A 15,666-nucleotide genomic window follows, 5' to 3' on the forward strand; every position below is an offset into this window, starting at 1 on the left:
AAACAGAAAAAGCAGCCATTGTTGGCTGCTTTTTTCCGGCTTTGCCACTGAAAAGATGTTGGAGTGAACGACACATGGCGAAACGAAAGCGACGAAAAAAAGGAAAACGGCCAAAAGGGCAGTCATGGGTGGACACTGTTCGCTTTGAATTGATCGGCCTTAGCTTGCTCGCTGTGGCCGTGGTGGCGATAGCCCGCCTTGGGCTCGTTGGGGAAACGCTCGTGCTCATCAGCCGCTTTTTTTTCGGCGAATGGTACATGCTATTGTTGATCGGCCTTTTGGCGTTATCAGCGGCGCTTATCTGGCAGCGGCAGTGGCCGTCATGGACGAGCCGCCCGTTTGTCGGCGTGGCGGTCATCGCGGCGGCGCTCCTGCTTTTAAGCCATGACAGGCTGTTTGCGCTGATGTCGCGCCGCGGACAGTGGGATCCGAGCGTCATGCGGACGACGTGGGCTTTGTTTTGGAATGAAGCGAGCGGCAAGACGGCCGATGCCGATTTAGGCGGGGGGATGGTAGGCGCTCTGCTGTTTGCCGCCAGTTATCAGCTGTTTGATTCAACTGGGACGAAATGGATTTGTTTCCTCTTGTTTCTCATCGGTTTGATCATTCTTACCGGAAAGCCGCTGCGTGACACAGCCGGCCGATGGATCGAGCTTGCCGCATCGGTTGTTCGTCAAGAATGGCGGGCGTTTCTTGAGGATGTGAAGCAATGGCGGACGGGAAGGAAGGGCAAAGCGAACCGCAGCCAAAGCCGGCGGACGCGGCGCGCGGCCCGGCCTGAGGAGGAGCCGGCGGACGCGGCGGAGCTGGAAGAGGAAATGCTGTCTCCGCCCCCGATCATCTCCGATTTTGCCGCTGTCCGTTCGGCGGCTGAGCCGGAAGAGGAGAGCGAACGGGCGGAAGATGATGGGGACAGAGGGAAGCCGACGCCGCCGTTGGCTTTTTCCGCCCATGAAAATACGAACTACGACTTGCCGCCGCTCGATTTGCTCCGCTTGCCGAAACCGGCCGGGCAGTCGGCCGACCATGCCAACATTTACGCCAACGCCCGCAAACTGGAGAAAACGTTCCAAAGCTTTGGCGTCAAGGCGAAAGTGACGCAAGTGCATCTCGGCCCGGCGGTGACGAAGTACGAAGTGTATCCGGACGTCGGGGTGAAAGTGAGCAAAATCGTCAGCTTAAGCGACGATTTGGCGCTCGCGTTGGCGGCGAAAGACATCCGCATCGAGGCGCCGATTCCCGGCAAATCGGCGATCGGCATTGAAGTGCCGAACGAAGAAATCGCGACCGTCTCGCTGCGCGAGGTGCTGGAAGCCGTTGAGCATACCAAGGCGGAAGCGAAGCTTTTAATTCCGCTTGGCCGTGACATCTCCGGAGAAGTCGTGGCGGCGGAACTAAACAAAATGCCGCATTTATTAATCGCCGGCGCGACCGGCAGCGGCAAGAGCGTCTGCATCAACGGCATCATCGTCAGCCTGCTTATGCGCACGAAGCCACATGAAGTCAAGCTGATGATGATCGACCCGAAAATGGTCGAGCTGAGCGTGTATAACGGCATTCCTCATTTGCTGACGCCGGTCGTCACCGATGCGAAAAAAGCGGCCCAAGCGCTGAAAAAGGTCGTCCAAGAAATGGAGCGCCGCTACGAGCTGTTCTCCCACACCGGCACGCGCAACATTGAAGGGTATAACGAACAGATCCGCCAGCAGAACGAAACGGTGCCGGAACAGCAACCGCTCTTGCCGTACATCGTCGTGATCATCGACGAGCTAGCGGATTTAATGATGGTGGCGTCATCGGATGTAGAAGAAGCCATCACCCGCTTGGCGCAAATGGCACGGGCGGCCGGCATCCACTTGATTATCGCCACCCAGCGGCCATCGGTTGATGTCATCACCGGCGTCATTAAGGCGAACATCCCGTCGCGCATCGCCTTTAGCGTCTCATCGCAAATCGATTCGCGCACGATTTTGGACATGGGCGGAGCGGAAAAGCTGCTCGGGCGCGGCGACATGCTGTTTTTGCCGATGGGAGCTTCCAAACCGGTGCGCGTGCAAGGGGCGTTCGTTTCCGATCAAGAGGTCGAAGACGTTGTTCAGTACGTCATCGGCCAGCAGCGAGCGCAATACTATGAAGAAATGATGGTCGAGGACGGCGAGCCATCGGCCGGCGACCTTGATGACGACTTGTACGACGAGGCCGTCCGCTTGGTGGTCGAAATGCAGAGCGCGTCCGTTTCGATGCTGCAGCGCCGCTTCCGCATCGGCTACAACCGCGCCGCCCGCTTGATCGACGCCATGGAAGAGCGCGGCGTCGTCGGGCCGTATGAAGGAAGCAAACCGCGCGCGGTGCTGTGGTCGAAAGAGGACATCAAAAAGACATCCTAAACCGAATAAGGCGGGCAAAAATCAGCGCCGCCCGCCTTATGATGCATCTTATTGGAAGCGTTATCAAACCTGTTTCTTTTTCTTCGACAAAATTTGATATCGCCTATTTATTTGCCCAAGAAAACGTGATATAGTATTTTCGAAAAGGTTATATGTCTAATGTCAGAGGTCTGATCTTTAGCGGAAACGTGGAGGACATTGTCATGTCAATCAAAGCAGACAGCCGCCATCTGTATTTGCAAGTGATCGATCGCTTAAAACGGGATATCGAAACAGGCGTGTACAAAGAAAAGCAAAAACTGCCGTCTGAGTTTGAACTGGCCAAGCAGCTCGGAGTCAGCCGGGCGACGCTGCGCGAGGCGCTTCGGGTGCTCGAAGAAGAAAACGTCATCATTCGCCGCCATGGCGTCGGAACGTTTGTCAATGCTCGTCCGCTGTTTACGTCCGGCATCGAGCAGCTCTCAAGCGTGACCGATATGATCCGCCAAGCCGGACGCAAACCGGGGACGATTTTTTTATCCTCTTCGATTCAGCATCCGACCGAGGACGACATGCGCCGCTTTCAATGCGGGCCGGACGAGGGGTTATTGCTGATCGAGCGGGTGCGTACGGCCGATGGCGAACCGGTCGTTTACTGCATCGACAAAATTCTGTGCAAATATTTGCCAAGGGGCATTTCGTATGAGCAGGAATCGCTGTTTGAAAGCCTGCACAACCAAGCGCACCGCGACATCGCCTATGCGGTCGCGCGCATCGAGCCGCTCGGCTATCACGAAAAAGTGTCGCCGATTTTGCAATGCGATCCGGAAACGGCTTTGCTTGTTTTGAAACAAATGCATTTCGATAAAAACGACGAAGCCATCTTTTATTCGATCAACTATTTTCGCTCCGACAAATTCAGCTTCCATGTCATGCGGAAGCGGTTTGGCTTTTAAGGAGGTGAAAACGGGTACATAGAAGCAGAAAGGCAGTTCCATACTAAGTGAAGAAACCAATTTTTATGTAGGGGGTAAATGGATGATGAAAAAGCGGCTTGGTTTTCTAGTGTCAACGTTGTTTGCCGCCAGCACGATGCTCGCCGCCTGTGGCGGTCAAGGGGGAAATAATGCCGGGGGCAACGGAAAAGATACGTTCAGCGTCGCCATGGTCACCGACGTTGGCGGGATCGACGACAAATCGTTCAACCAGTCGGCTTGGGAAGGATTGCAAAAATTCGGCAAAGACAATGGGCTTGAAAAAGGCCGCGGCGGCTATGACTACTTGCAGTCATCGAGCGATTCCGACTACGCCACGAACTTAAACAAACTCGTGCGCAGCGATTTTGATTTGATTTACGGCATCGGCTACTTGATGGGCGACGCGGTGAAAGAAGTCGCCAAGCAAAACCCGAAAAACCATTTCGCCATCGTCGACACGGTGGTGAACGAGCCGAACGTCGCCAGCATCACGTTCAAAGAACATGAAGGTTCGTTCCTCGTCGGCGTGGTCGCCGGGTTGATGACGAAAACAAACAAAATCGGGTTTGTGGGCGGCATGGAAATTCCGCTGATCGAGAAATTTGAAAGCGGGTTCCGCGCCGGCGTCAAAGCCGTCAACCCGAAAGCGAAGGTGGAAGTGCAATACGCCGGGGGGTTCGACCAAGCGGACAAAGGGAAAGCGATCGCCTCGAGCATGTACGCGTCTGGCATCGATATCATCTACCATGCCTCTGGAGCGACCGGAAACGGCGTCTTCTCAGAAGCGAAAGACTTGAAGAAAAAAGATCCGAACCGTAAAATTTGGGTCATCGGCGTCGACAAAGACCAAGCGCCGGAAGGGGAAGTGAAAGTGGGCGACAAAACGTACAACGTCACGCTCACTTCGATGGTAAAACGCGTCGATGTGGCGGTGTATGACTTGGCGAAACAGGCGAAAGCCGGAAACTTCCCGGGCGGCAAAACGATCGAGTACGGATTGCCCGAAAACGGAATTCGCGTCGCTACGACTGGCGGCAACGTTCCGGAAAACGTTTTGAAAGCTGTTGATGAGTGGAAACAAAAAATAATTAAAGGTGAAGTGAAAGTCCCGACCAACCGGAAAGAGTATGAACAATTCGCTGCGACGATCAAGTGACGAACAACGGTAAAGAAGGCTAGTGCGTGCGCTAGCCTTTTTCAAAATCATGAAATGAAGGGCGGCCGTTCCGCTGCCGCCTCTCATTTTGTGATTTTGACCTTGCCGAAATGGGGAGTGAAGCGTTTGGAATACGTGATTGAAATGCTCAACATCCGCAAAGTGTTTGGCGCGTTTGTCGCCAACGACAACATTACGCTGCAAGTGAAAAAAGGGGAGATCCACGCCCTCCTTGGCGAAAACGGGGCCGGCAAGTCGACGCTCATGAACGTGCTGTTTGGCCTTTATCAGCCCGATGGCGGCGAAATCCGCGTCAAAGGGAAGCCGGTGCGCATCACCGACCCGAACGTCGCCAACGATCTCGGTATCGGCATGGTGCATCAACATTTTATGTTGGTCGATACGTTCACCGTCACCGAAAACATTATTTTAGGCAGCGAGCCGACGCGGGCGGGAACGATCGATATCAAGCGGGCCGAGCAGGAGGTGCGCGAGCTGTCGGAACGATACGGGCTTGCTGTTGATCCGACGGCGAAAGTCGCTGACATTTCGGTCGGCATGCAGCAGCGCGTGGAAATTTTAAAGACGCTCTATCGGGGCGCCGACATTTTGATTTTTGACGAACCGACAGCGGTGTTGACGCCGCAGGAAATTCGCGAGCTGATGGACATTATGCGCACCCTTGTCCGCGAGGGGAAATCGATTATTTTGATCACCCATAAGCTCAAGGAAATTATGGAAGTGTGCGACCGCGTCACCATCATCCGCCGCGGCAAAGGGATTGCGACGCTCAATGTAGCGGAGACGAACCCGAACGAACTGGCGGCGCTCATGGTCGGCCGCGAGGTGCAATTCACGACGGAAAAACGGCCGGCCGAACCGGGAACGCCGGTGCTTGAAATTGAAGGGTTGGTCGTCAAAGACGCCCGCGGGCTCGCCGCGGTCAATGGGTTGAATTTGACGGTGCACGGCGGTGAAATCGTCGGCATTGCCGGAGTCGACGGCAATGGGCAGACCGAGCTGATCGAAGCGATAACCGGCTTGATCAAAGCAGAATCCGGGACGATTCGGCTCAACGGCCGAGACATTACGAACTTGCCGCCGCGCCAAATCATCGAAGCCGGCGTCGGCCATATTCCGCAAGACCGGCATAAGCATGGGCTGGTGCTCGATTTTCCGATCGGCGAGAACATGGTGCTGCAGACGTATTACAAGCCGCCATACTCCAAGCGGGGCTTGTTGAACTTCACGGCGATTTATGAAAAAGCGCGCCAGCTCATCCGCGAGTTTGACGTGCGCACGCCGGATGAGTATACGAAAGCAAGGGCGTTGTCGGGTGGCAACCAGCAAAAAGCGATCATCGGCCGCGAAGTCGACCGCGATCCGGACTTGTTGATCGCCGCCCAGCCGACGAGGGGGCTTGACGTCGGAGCGATCGAGTTTATTCATAAACGGCTCATCGAACAGCGCGACCGCGGGAAAGCGGTGCTGCTCGTTTCGTTTGAGCTCGATGAAGTCATGAACGTCAGCGATCGGATCGCCGTCATTTACGAAGGAAAAATCGTCGCCATCGTCGATCCGAAAGCGACGACGGAGCAAGAGCTTGGGCTGTTGATGGCCGGAAGCAAACGGAAGGAAGCGGGTGTGTCGTCATGAAATCCAATCGCCTTCAACAACTTTTCATTCCCGTGCTGGCGGTCTTGCTTGGCATGATTGCCGGCTCGATCGTGATGCTCGCAAGCGGCTACAATCCGATCGCTGGCTTTTCCGCTCTCGTATACGGAGCGTTTGGCGATACGTACTATATCGGCGAAACGATCCGGCAGACGACGCCGTATATTTTGACCGGCTTGGCGGTCGCGTTCGCGTTTCGCACCGGCTTGTTTAATATCGGGGTCGAAGGGCAGCTGATCGTCGGCTGGCTCGCCGCCGTTTGGGTCGGGGTGTCGTTTGATTTGCCCAAAATCGTCCATTTGCCGCTCGCCATTTTGGCAGCCGCTGCGGCTGGGGCGTTGTGGGGCTTGCTTCCCGGCGTGTTAAAGGCCTATTTGAAAGTCCATGAAGTCATTATTACGATCATGATGAACTATATCGCCTTGCACGTCACGAACGCCATCATCCGCTCGGTGCTGTCGGATGAAGGATTCAAATCGGATCCGGTCAAGCCGAGCGCCTCGCTCCAGTCCGAGTTTTTCGGGGCGATCACGCACCACTCGACGATGCATTACGGCATTTTCATCGCCATCGCCGCGGCGTTCATCATGTGGTTTTTGTTGGAGCGGACAACGAAAGGGTTTGAGCTGCGCGCGGTCGGCTTCAATCAGCACGCGTCACAGTACGCCGGCATGAACGTGCGCGCCAACATCATTTTAGCCATGGTCATCTCCGGTGCTTTTGCCGGTGTCGCCGGGGCGATGGAAGGGCTTGGGACGTTTGGAAACATCTCTACGAAAGCCGGATTCACCGGCCTTGGGTTTGACGGCATTGCCGTCGCCTTAATCGGCGGCAACAACGCGTTTGGCATTTTGCTCTCTGCCTTGTTGTTTGGCGCCTTGAAAGTCGGGGCGCTGGAAATGCCGTCAAGCGCCGGCGTGCCGACTGAGCTCGTCGATATCATTATCGCGCTCATTATTTTCTTTGTCGCATCCAGCTACATGATCCGCTGGCTGTTATCTCGTGGACAAAAGGGGGCGGAGTAAGTGAGCGTGTACGATGTCTTGCAGACGATTATCCCGACGGCCATTTTCTTTGCGGCCCCCCTTATTTTCACCGCGCTTGGCGGCGTGTTCAGCGAACGGTCCGGCGTTGTGAACATCGGGCTGGAAGGGCTTATGACCATCGGCGCGTTTGTCGGGATTGTGTTTAATTTGACGTTTGCCGATCGATTGGGCGCATGGACACCATGGCTCGCCTTAGTGGCGGCCGTGATCGTCGGGGCTGTCTTTTCCTTGCTGCACGCTGTCGCGTCGGTGACGTTTCGCGCCGATCAAGTCGTCAGCGGGGTGGCGATCAACTTTTTGGCTCTCGGCTTGTCGTTGTTTTTGGTGAAAAAAATGTACGGCAAAGGACAAACCGACCAAATTCAAGTCGGATTTGACAAAATGGATGTGCCGGTATTAAGCGATATCCCGATCATTGGGCCGCTGTTGTTTTCCAACGCCTATGTGCCGTCGTACATTGCCATTGCTTTGGCGTTTGTATCATGGTATGTCATTTATAAAACGCCGTTTGGCCTGCGGCTGCGCGCGGTCGGCGAACATCCGATGGCGGCCGATACGATGGGGATTAACGTCGCCAAAATGCGCTATATCGCCGTCATGATCAGCGGGGCGCTCGGCGGGCTGGGCGGCGCGGTGTACGCGACGATCATCTCCCGCGACTTCAGCCATGCGACGATCTCGGGGCAAGGGTTTATGGCGCTCGCGGCGATGATTTTTGGCAAATGGCATCCGGTCGGGGCGATGGGGGCGGCGCTCTTTTTCGGCTTGGCGCAAAGTTTGAGCATCGTCGGCCAAACGATTCCGCTGTTGAAAAACGTGCCGACCGTTTACTTGCTTATCGCCCCTTACGTGCTTACCATTTTGGCGTTGGCCGGTTTCATCGGCCGGGCGGAAGCGCCCAAAGCGGCCGGCACGCCATACATTAAAGGAAAACGGTGACGAAAACGGCTGTCCGAACAACGGACGGCCGTTTTTGACTGGATGGAATGATTTGCATTTTTCGCTGGCCAAAAGGTATATTGTTGCTAAGGAGTTTTACAATAAAAAAGGTAGCGCACTTTGGGCAACAGTAAGGAGGAGTTGGATTGGTCGACGAAAAAGTCACAGCGGTCGGACCGGTACGCGTTCATACGATTCCGACCGATAAGTACAAAACGAACACGATCGTTTGGAAAATGAAGGCCCCTCTTGCCAAGGAGACGGTGACGATGCGCGCGCTGCTGCCGCATGTGCTGCAAAGCGGCACCGCTGACTATCCAAGCGTAAAGGCGCTGCGCACCCATCTCGATGAGCTGTACGGAGCGACGCTTCAGGTCGATTTGAGCAAAAAAGGCGAACAGCATGTGGTGACGATTCGCATCGATGTCGCCAACGAACAGTTTTTGCCGGAACGGCCGGCGCTTTTCGATAAAGCGCTCCAGCTTCTCGCCGATCTGCTGCTTCGCCCGGCGCTCGATGGCGGCCGGTTTGTCCCTGAGATCGTCGAACAAGAGAAACGGGCGCTCCGCCAGCGCATTCAGGCGGTGTACGACGACAAAATGCGTTATGCGAACATGCGCCTTGTGCAGGAAATGTGCAAAGGCGAGCCGTACGCCCTCTCGCCGAACGGCGAGCTCGAAGATGTCGATGCCATTACCGCCGAGGGGCTGTATCGCTATTATGAGCAGGCGTTGGCGGACGATGAGCTCGATTTGTATGTCATCGGCGACGTCGAAGAAGAAAAGGTGCTCGCTGCGGTCACGAACCGCTTCGCTTTGCCAACACGCTCGCCATCCGCACAGGCGCCGCTCGCTCCGACCAAAGCGCGAGGGGAAGTGAACGAAGTGATCGAGCGGCAAGATGTCAAGCAAGGGAAACTGAACATGGGCTATCGGACTGACGTGACGTACGAGGACGACGATTACTACGCCTTGCAGCTGTTTAACGGCATTTTCGGCGGGTTTTCTCACTCGAAGCTGTTCATCAACGTCCGCGAAAAAGCGAGCCTCGCCTACTATGCCGCCTCTCGGCTGGAAAGCCATAAAGGGCTGTTGATGGTGATGTCGGGCATTGAGCCGGCCCATTACGAGAAGGCGCGCCGCATCATTGATGAACAGATGCAGGCGATGAAAAACGGCGATTTCACCGATGAAGAAATGGTGCAGACGAAAGCGGTCATCCGCAATCAGCTGCTTGAGACGCTCGATACGCCGCGCGGACTCGTCGAAGTGCTGTACCATAACGTCGTTTCCACGCGGCAGCGCTCGATCGAGGAATGGCTGACCGGCACCGATCAAGTGACGCGCGAAGACGTGGTGCGCGTCGCAGGCAAAGTGGCGCTCGATACCGTCTACTTTTTGACCGGAATGGAAGGGGGGGCGGACGATGGAAAAACAGGTGTATGAAACGCTAGGCGAGACGCTGTTTTACGAAAAAATGGAAAACGGCTTGGACGTCTATATATTGCCGAAAAAAGGATTCCATAAAACGTATGCGACGTTTACGACGAATTACGGTTCGGTTGACAATCAGTTTGTGCCGCTCGGAAAAACGGAAATGAAACGCGTCCCGGATGGCATCGCCCATTTTTTGGAGCATAAGCTGTTTGAAAAAGAGGATGGCGATGTGTTTCAGCAGTTCAGCAAACAAGGCGCGTCGGCGAACGCCTTTACGACGTTCACCCGCACCGCCTATTTGTTCTCAAGCACCGATAACGTTGAGAAAAACTTGGAGACATTGATCGATTTTGTGCAAACGCCGTATTTTTCCGACAAAACGGTCGAAAAAGAAAAAGGCATCATCGGCCAAGAAATCCGCATGTACGATGACAACCCGGACTGGCGCGTTTACTTCGGCGCCATTGAAAGCATGTATCACAACCATCCGGTCAAAATCGACATCGCCGGTACGGTCGAATCGATCGCCAAGATTACAAAAGAGCTGCTGTATGAGTGCTACGAAACGTTTTATCACCCAAGCAACATGCTGTTGTTTGTCGTCGGGCCGGTCGATGAGCAAAAAATGATGCAGCAAATCCGCGACAATCAGGCGAAAAAGTCGTTTCCGCCGGCGCCGGAAGTGAAGCGGTTTGCGTACGAAGAGCCAAGCGCCGTGGCGGAAAAGAAAAAAATCATTCCGATGCACGTGCAGACGAATAAATGTTTTGTCGGCATCAAAGCGCCGTCCGTGCCGAATACCGGCGGGCAAAAGCTGCGCCATGAGCTCGCGTTTCACGTGCTGCTCGATTACTTGTTCGGCAAAAGCTCACCGCATTACGAACGGCTGTACCGCGAAGGGCTGATCGATGATACGTTCATGTACGATTATACCGAAGAGCGAGAATTCGGCTTTGCCCTCGTCGGCGGCGATACGCGCGATGCTGAGCGCCTCGCTTCAGAAATTCAAACGGTGCTGTTGTCGTTGGATGTCGACGCCATAAAGAAAGAAGAAATCGAGCGGGTGAAAAAGAAAAAGATCGGCGCTTTTTTGCGCGCGCTCAACTCGCCGGAATACATCGCCAACCAGTTTACGCGCTACGCGTTTTACGGCGCCAGCTTGTTTGACATTTTGCCGGTGCTCTCCGCGCTGACGATCGATGAGATAGCGGACGTCGCTTCGGCTTGCTTCCGCGATTCGCAGCTCGCGGTTTGCGAAGTCGTGCCCAAAGAGTCATAAAGAGGTTTGCGCTCCGGTTCGTCTGCGACATGGACGCATGTCCAAGACGATGCGGATGCGCGCCGTTGATCGGGAAGAGGGCGTTTCCTCGCTGTTTGGCGGGCCCTCTTTTTTCGTGAGCATTCCCCAAAACGGCGATGCTCACCTTGGGGCGGAGGGCGCACCACTGTTCGCGAGTCTGACGCAAGACGCTCCCGCCGGCCGTGAAAGATTTTGTGGAGGGCGCACCGCTGTTCGCGAGTCTTGGCAATATCGGCGGTCGCCGGCTTGCCGATCGCGCGGAAGTTGCGATTTGCGGGTCTTTTCAGCGAACAAGGCTCGGTCTATGGTGTTTATACGAAGCGGTGAACGCGGCTCGCTCATCAATCATTAATGGGGTGGATGGAAAAGGAGGGGAAACGTTATGCGCTACGCTTTGATTACCGGCGCTTCCGGGGGGATTGGACAAAGCATCGCCCGCGAATTGGCTAAAAGCGGCTATGGGCTGTTTCTTCATTACTATCGGCGGCGGGCTCCGGTCGCTGCGCTGCAGCGAGAATTGGCCGGCACGCATGTCGTTCCGGTGGAAGCCGACTTGTCGATGCCTTCCGAAGTCGATCGGCTGCTCGCGCAAATCGACCGGCCGATCGACGCCATCGTTTACAATAGCGGGGCCAGTTATTACGGGCTGCTGACGGATATGAATGACGAACTGATAGAGCGCATGGTGCATCTTCATGTCACGAGCCCCGCTTTGTTGATCAAACGGTTGCTCCCGCCGATGATTGCGAACAAGCGCGGTCATATTGTGTTCATTTCCTCCATTTGGGGGGTGTGCGGCGCTTCCTGTGAAGCCGTCTATTCGATGACCAAAGGCGGGCAGAACGCGTTTGCCAAAGCGCTCGCCAAAGAACTGGCCCCAAGCGGCATTCGCGTGAACGCGGTCGCCCCTGGAGCGATCGAGACCGACATGCTGCGGCCGTTAGGCGCCGAAGATCTTCAAGCGCTGGTCGATGAAATTCCCGCCGGCCGGCTCGGCACCCCGGAGGAGGTGGCGAAAACGGTGGCGTTTCTCTTATCAGACGCCGCTTCCTACATTACGGGCCAAGTCATTTCCGTCAACGGCGGCTGGCATTGCTAAATGCCTATGGGGCTGGTGTTTCGTGCAAAATACTGCTGATTCCATCCATTTCTCAATTCGAGAAACCTTGCACAATCAGCGTGAAAATGCCGCACTGGCGCAGGATTTTCATCCCCTGGGTGGAGGGCGAATCCACTGTCCATGGATCTTTTCCGTGAAAATGCCGCACTGGCGCAGGATTTTCATCCCCTGGGTGGAGGGCGAATCCACTGTCCATGGATCTTTTCCGTGAAAATGCCGCACTGGCGCAGGATTTTCATCCCCTGGGTGGAGGGCGAATCCACTGTCCATGGATCTTTTCCGTGAAAATGCCGCACTGGCGCAGGATTTTCATCCCCTGGGTGGAGGGCGAATCCACTGTCCATGGATCTTTTCTGTGAAAATGCAGGACTGACGCGGATTTTCATCCCTAGGTGGAGGGCAAACGTTGCCTATGGAACTTTTCTGAATGAAAAGGCTGCCGAGCGGTGTGTGACATCGATGTTTCACCTTCGATGTTGGTGCCCGTTTTGTTCTTGCCCAATCGGGACCGCTAAGGCGGCGAAACGTATATTTTGGCTTCGGACAGGCAAACTATCCTTGAAACGTTCATCAAGGAGGGAATAGACATGTCGGTATTGGACAACTTTGAACAATGGAAAGAATTCTTAGCTGAACGTCTGCAGCAGGCGCAGCAACAAGGGTTGAACCAGCAAGTCATCTCCGATGTCGCTTATCAAATCGGGGACTATTTGGCCAAACACGTCGATCCGAAAAACCCGGAAGAGCGGGTGCTTGCTGACCTTTGGAGCGTAGCCGATGAAAGAGAACAGCATGCGCTCGCCAATATGATGGTGAAGCTCGTTCAACATCGCCAACACTGAACAAACAAACGGGGTGTCCCAAACGAAAGAGCGGGGCACCTTTTCTGCTGGAAGCCGGCTGCGGCTTTCGCCCCGAACATGCGGCCAAGGCCGCCGCTGGAGACGATCCGGCCGGGCAGATCCCCTTGCTGTTCCCCTCGCATGGAAATGGCGTTTTTCCTCCTCCTTTTCGGTTGCTTTTCCATTTGCGGTTATAGTAGTATGAATTTAGCATAAGGCGTTTGTGCGGACACCGGCAAGGAGGAGACGGAATGGGCAAGCAGGAATGGTATTTGGAATACGAAATTCATGTCAACCGCCCAGGGCTGCTCGGCGATGTCGCTTCGCTGCTCGGCATGTTGTCCATCAACATCGTGACGATCAACGGTGTCCGGGACTCGCGCCGCGGCATGCTGCTCCTTTGCGACAGCAATGAGCAAATCGAGCGGCTGGCGACGATTTTGCGGACGATGGACAACATTACGGTGACGAAACTGCGCCAGCCGAAGCTGCTTGACCGTCTCGCCGTTCGCCACGGCCGTTATATCCAGCGCGATGCCGATGACAAAAAAACGTTCCGTTTTGTCCGCGATGAGCTCGGTTTGCTTGTCGATTTTATGGCGGAAATTTTTAAAGAAAAAGGGCACAAGCTGATCGGTATTCGCGGCATGCCGCGCGTCGGCAAGACGGAGTCGATCGTTGCCGCCAGCGTGTGCGCCAACAAGCGGTGGATGTTTGTCTCATCGACGCTCATCAAGCAAACGGTGCGCACGCAGCTCATGGAAGACGAATATAGCGTCGACAATATTTTTATCATTGACGGCATCGTCTCAGCGCGCCGCGGAAATGAGCAGCATTGGCAGCTGGTCCGCGAGCTGATGCGCCTTGAGGCGACGAAGGTCGTCGAACATCCGGATTTGTTTGTCCGCCATACGGAATACACGCTCGACGATTTTAACTACATTATTGAGCTGCGCCATGAACCGGATGAAGAGATTTCGTATGAAGCGATTGAGCGCCCGACGTTGTTAGGCGGCGACGGGTTTTCCGAGTTCGGATTGTAATAGGGCGCCCCCTATAAGGCTGGTGAACAACGGCTCATTCCCTTTATCAATGAGAGAATGAGCGAAAAGCAGGACCGATGTAACGAGATTTTAACATCGTAAAGCCGTAGCCGCGAGTAAATCACCAGCCTCCTACGCGTTTGGCAAAGGTCATCAGTGAATCGCTTTTCTTTGCTTCAAGTCTAAAAAACGGAAGGTGTTGTCCGTTGACAGAACTAGGGAAACGTTTGCGAGAAGCGCGGGAAGAAAAGAAGATGAGTTTGGATGAGCTGCAGGAGTTGACGAAAATTCAAAAGCGGTATTTGCTCGGTATTGAGGAAGGAAATTACGCCATTATGCCGGGAAATTTTTACGTGCGCGCTTTCATCCGGCAGTATGCCGAGGCGGTCGGCCTCGATCCGGACGAGCTGTTTGAGCAATACAAGCAGGATATTCCCCAATCGTATCAAGAGGACATTCCACAACCGCTCTCGCGCGTGAAAACGCGCCAACAATTGTCCGCGGAGGGAGCGAAATGGCTCGATTGGCTGCCGAAACTGCTCGGCGTTGCCGCGGTGATCGGCGCCGCGGTTCTCGTCTGGCTGCTCCTTCAGCGCAACACGGCGGAAGTGCCGCCGGCGAAGACAAGCACGAAAACGGCGGAAGTGGAAAAGTCGAACCATTCGCCGCTTGAGCAGTCGAAAAAGCCGAAAGAAGAGGAGCAAACGACCCGTGAAGGCGGTGAAGAAAACGAGCAGTCTGCTCCGGCTAAAAGCGAAGAAAAGCCGGCCGCGACGCTCAGTGTAAAGGAGAAAAGCGGCAATACGGCGACGATTGAAGTGCAACATGCCGATACCTTCACCATCGAGCTGTCATCGCGCGGGAAATCTTGGGTCGACGTGTACAACACGAAAGGCCATTCGTTTTTCCGCAACAATTTAATGAAAGGCCAGACGAAAACGTTCGATTTGTCCGCGGAAAGCGAAGTCTGGGTGAAAATCGGCAACGCGCTTGACGTTGATGTAAAAGTAAACGGGGAGCCGTTTGCCTATCCGTTTGATCCAAACGATGAAGTGTTTCAAAAACTGCGATTCATCTTGAAAAAGTGACGGCAAGAGGCGGCCTTTCGCAGCGAAAGCCGCTTCTTTGCCCGCATCGATGTTGAGTAGCGGAGGTATTCGTTGTGAACTTGCCGAATAAAATTACGGTAGCGCGCATCATGTTGATCCCGTTTTTTTTGATTGTGATGCTCGTCCCGTTCGGTTGGGGCAGCATTCGCATCGGCGGCGAGGTGCTCCCGATCGCCCATCTTGTCGGCGCTCTCATTTTCATCGTGGCGTCAACGACGGATTGGATTGACGGCTATTATGCTCGCAAGTATGGGCTTGTCACCAATTTGGGCAAGTTTTTGGACCCGCTTGCCGATAAGCTGCTCGTATCGGCGGCGCTCATTGTGCTCGTTGAACTCGGGTTCGCGCCGGCTTGGATGGTGATCATCATCATCAGCCGCGAGTTTGCCGTCACTGGCTTGCGGCTCGTGCTTGCCGGTGAGGGGGAAGTCGTGGCAGCCAATATGCTCGGCAAAATTAAAACGTGGACGCAAATTATCGCGATTGCCGCCTTGTTGCTTCATAATCTACCGTTTTCGCTCATCCCGTTCCCGTTTGCCGACTTGGCGCTTTGGGTGGCGGTCATTTTCACCGTTTGGTCGGGATGGGATTATTTTGCGAAAAACAAACATGCGTTCGCTCGCTCTAAATAATAGGGTAGCCGCGAAGGAGGAGGCTG

Annotated in this window: 13 protein-coding genes; all 13 read left to right on the forward strand. The window is 54.8% G+C overall.

Going from position 1 to position 15,666, the window contains the following annotated elements:
• Window positions 1–74: 74 nt before the first annotated feature.
• On the forward strand, window positions 75–2,387 hold the full coding sequence (locus tag ACTVIM_RS06270; protein ID WP_033023131.1) for a DNA translocase FtsK: 2,313 nt from the start codon (window positions 75–77) through the stop codon (window positions 2,385–2,387).
• 203 nt (window positions 2,388–2,590) lie between these two features.
• Window positions 2,591–3,322 (forward strand): GntR family transcriptional regulator, encoded by a 732-nt coding sequence (locus ACTVIM_RS06275; RefSeq protein ID WP_033023133.1) that lies wholly within the window; start codon window positions 2,591–2,593, stop codon window positions 3,320–3,322.
• Between the two features lie 85 nt (window positions 3,323–3,407).
• Window positions 3,408–4,499 (forward strand): BMP family lipoprotein, encoded by a 1,092-nt coding sequence (locus tag ACTVIM_RS06280; protein WP_033023266.1) that lies wholly within the window; start codon window positions 3,408–3,410, stop codon window positions 4,497–4,499.
• Between the two features lie 126 nt (window positions 4,500–4,625).
• Window positions 4,626–6,155: an ABC transporter ATP-binding protein gene (locus tag ACTVIM_RS06285; RefSeq protein ID WP_033023268.1), complete on the forward strand. Its 1,530-nt coding sequence runs from the start codon at window positions 4,626–4,628 to the stop codon at window positions 6,153–6,155.
• Window positions 6,152–7,198 carry an ABC transporter permease gene (locus ACTVIM_RS06290; protein WP_033023135.1) on the forward strand — a complete coding sequence of 349 codons (1,047 nt, stop codon included), beginning with the start codon at window positions 6,152–6,154 and terminating at the stop codon, window positions 7,196–7,198. Before ACTVIM_RS06285 ends, ACTVIM_RS06290 begins: the two co-directional genes overlap by 4 nt.
• Complete coding sequence (locus tag ACTVIM_RS06295; protein ID WP_033023137.1) at window positions 7,199–8,158, forward strand: ABC transporter permease; 960 nt, start codon at window positions 7,199–7,201, stop codon at window positions 8,156–8,158. It abuts the gene before it with no gap.
• 146 nt (window positions 8,159–8,304) lie between these two features.
• Complete coding sequence (yfmF, locus tag ACTVIM_RS06300; protein WP_033023139.1) at window positions 8,305–9,603, forward strand: EF-P 5-aminopentanol modification-associated protein YfmF; 1,299 nt, start codon at window positions 8,305–8,307, stop codon at window positions 9,601–9,603.
• Window positions 9,584–10,873 carry an EF-P 5-aminopentanol modification-associated protein YfmH gene (gene yfmH / locus ACTVIM_RS06305; protein WP_033023140.1) on the forward strand — a complete coding sequence of 430 codons (1,290 nt, stop codon included), beginning with the start codon at window positions 9,584–9,586 and terminating at the stop codon, window positions 10,871–10,873. Before yfmF ends, yfmH begins: the two co-directional genes overlap by 20 nt.
• A gap of 403 nt (window positions 10,874–11,276) precedes the next feature.
• Window positions 11,277–11,993 carry an elongation factor P 5-aminopentanone reductase gene (gene ymfI, locus ACTVIM_RS06310; RefSeq protein ID WP_033023141.1) on the forward strand — a complete coding sequence of 239 codons (717 nt, stop codon included), beginning with the start codon at window positions 11,277–11,279 and terminating at the stop codon, window positions 11,991–11,993.
• Window positions 11,994–12,601: 608 nt separating this feature from the next.
• Window positions 12,602–12,856, forward strand: a complete 255-nt coding sequence (locus tag ACTVIM_RS06315) for a DUF3243 domain-containing protein (protein ID WP_033023142.1) — start codon at window positions 12,602–12,604, stop codon at window positions 12,854–12,856.
• Window positions 12,857–13,107: 251 nt separating this feature from the next.
• Window positions 13,108–13,899, forward strand: coding sequence for a DUF3388 domain-containing protein (locus ACTVIM_RS06320; protein WP_033023144.1), 792 nt, complete (start codon window positions 13,108–13,110; stop codon window positions 13,897–13,899).
• A 206-nt stretch (window positions 13,900–14,105) separates the two neighbouring features.
• The gene (locus ACTVIM_RS06325) at window positions 14,106–14,987 is read left to right on the forward strand and encodes a helix-turn-helix domain-containing protein (RefSeq protein ID WP_033023146.1); all 882 of its coding nucleotides are present in this window, start codon (window positions 14,106–14,108) and stop codon (window positions 14,985–14,987) included.
• A gap of 74 nt (window positions 14,988–15,061) precedes the next feature.
• A complete protein-coding gene (gene pgsA / locus ACTVIM_RS06330) occupies window positions 15,062–15,640 on the forward strand; it encodes a CDP-diacylglycerol--glycerol-3-phosphate 3-phosphatidyltransferase (protein ID WP_033023148.1) in 579 nt (192 codons plus the stop codon).
• Window positions 15,641–15,666 lie beyond the last annotated feature (26 nt).

The organism is Geobacillus sp. YF-1, assembly GCF_052692335.1.

Bases quoted from the DNA above. Each gene is read 5' to 3' on its own strand.
- ACTVIM_RS06290 (WP_033023135.1), top strand. From the start codon at position 6,152: ATGAAATCCAATCGCCTTCAACAACTTTTCATTCCCGTGCTGGCGGTC.
- ACTVIM_RS06275 (WP_033023133.1), top strand. From the start codon at position 2,591: ATGTCAATCAAAGCAGACAGCCGCCATCTGTATTTGCAAGTGATCGAT.
- ACTVIM_RS06280 (WP_033023266.1), top strand. From the start codon at position 3,408: ATGAAAAAGCGGCTTGGTTTTCTAGTGTCAACGTTGTTTGCCGCCAGC.
- ymfI (WP_033023141.1), top strand. From the start codon at position 11,277: ATGCGCTACGCTTTGATTACCGGCGCTTCCGGGGGGATTGGACAAAGC.
- ACTVIM_RS06315 (WP_033023142.1), top strand. From the start codon at position 12,602: ATGTCGGTATTGGACAACTTTGAACAATGGAAAGAATTCTTAGCTGAA.
- ACTVIM_RS06270 (WP_033023131.1), top strand. From the start codon at position 75: ATGGCGAAACGAAAGCGACGAAAAAAAGGAAAACGGCCAAAAGGGCAG.
- ACTVIM_RS06320 (WP_033023144.1), top strand. From the start codon at position 13,108: ATGGGCAAGCAGGAATGGTATTTGGAATACGAAATTCATGTCAACCGC.
- yfmH (WP_033023140.1), top strand. From the start codon at position 9,584: ATGGAAAAACAGGTGTATGAAACGCTAGGCGAGACGCTGTTTTACGAA.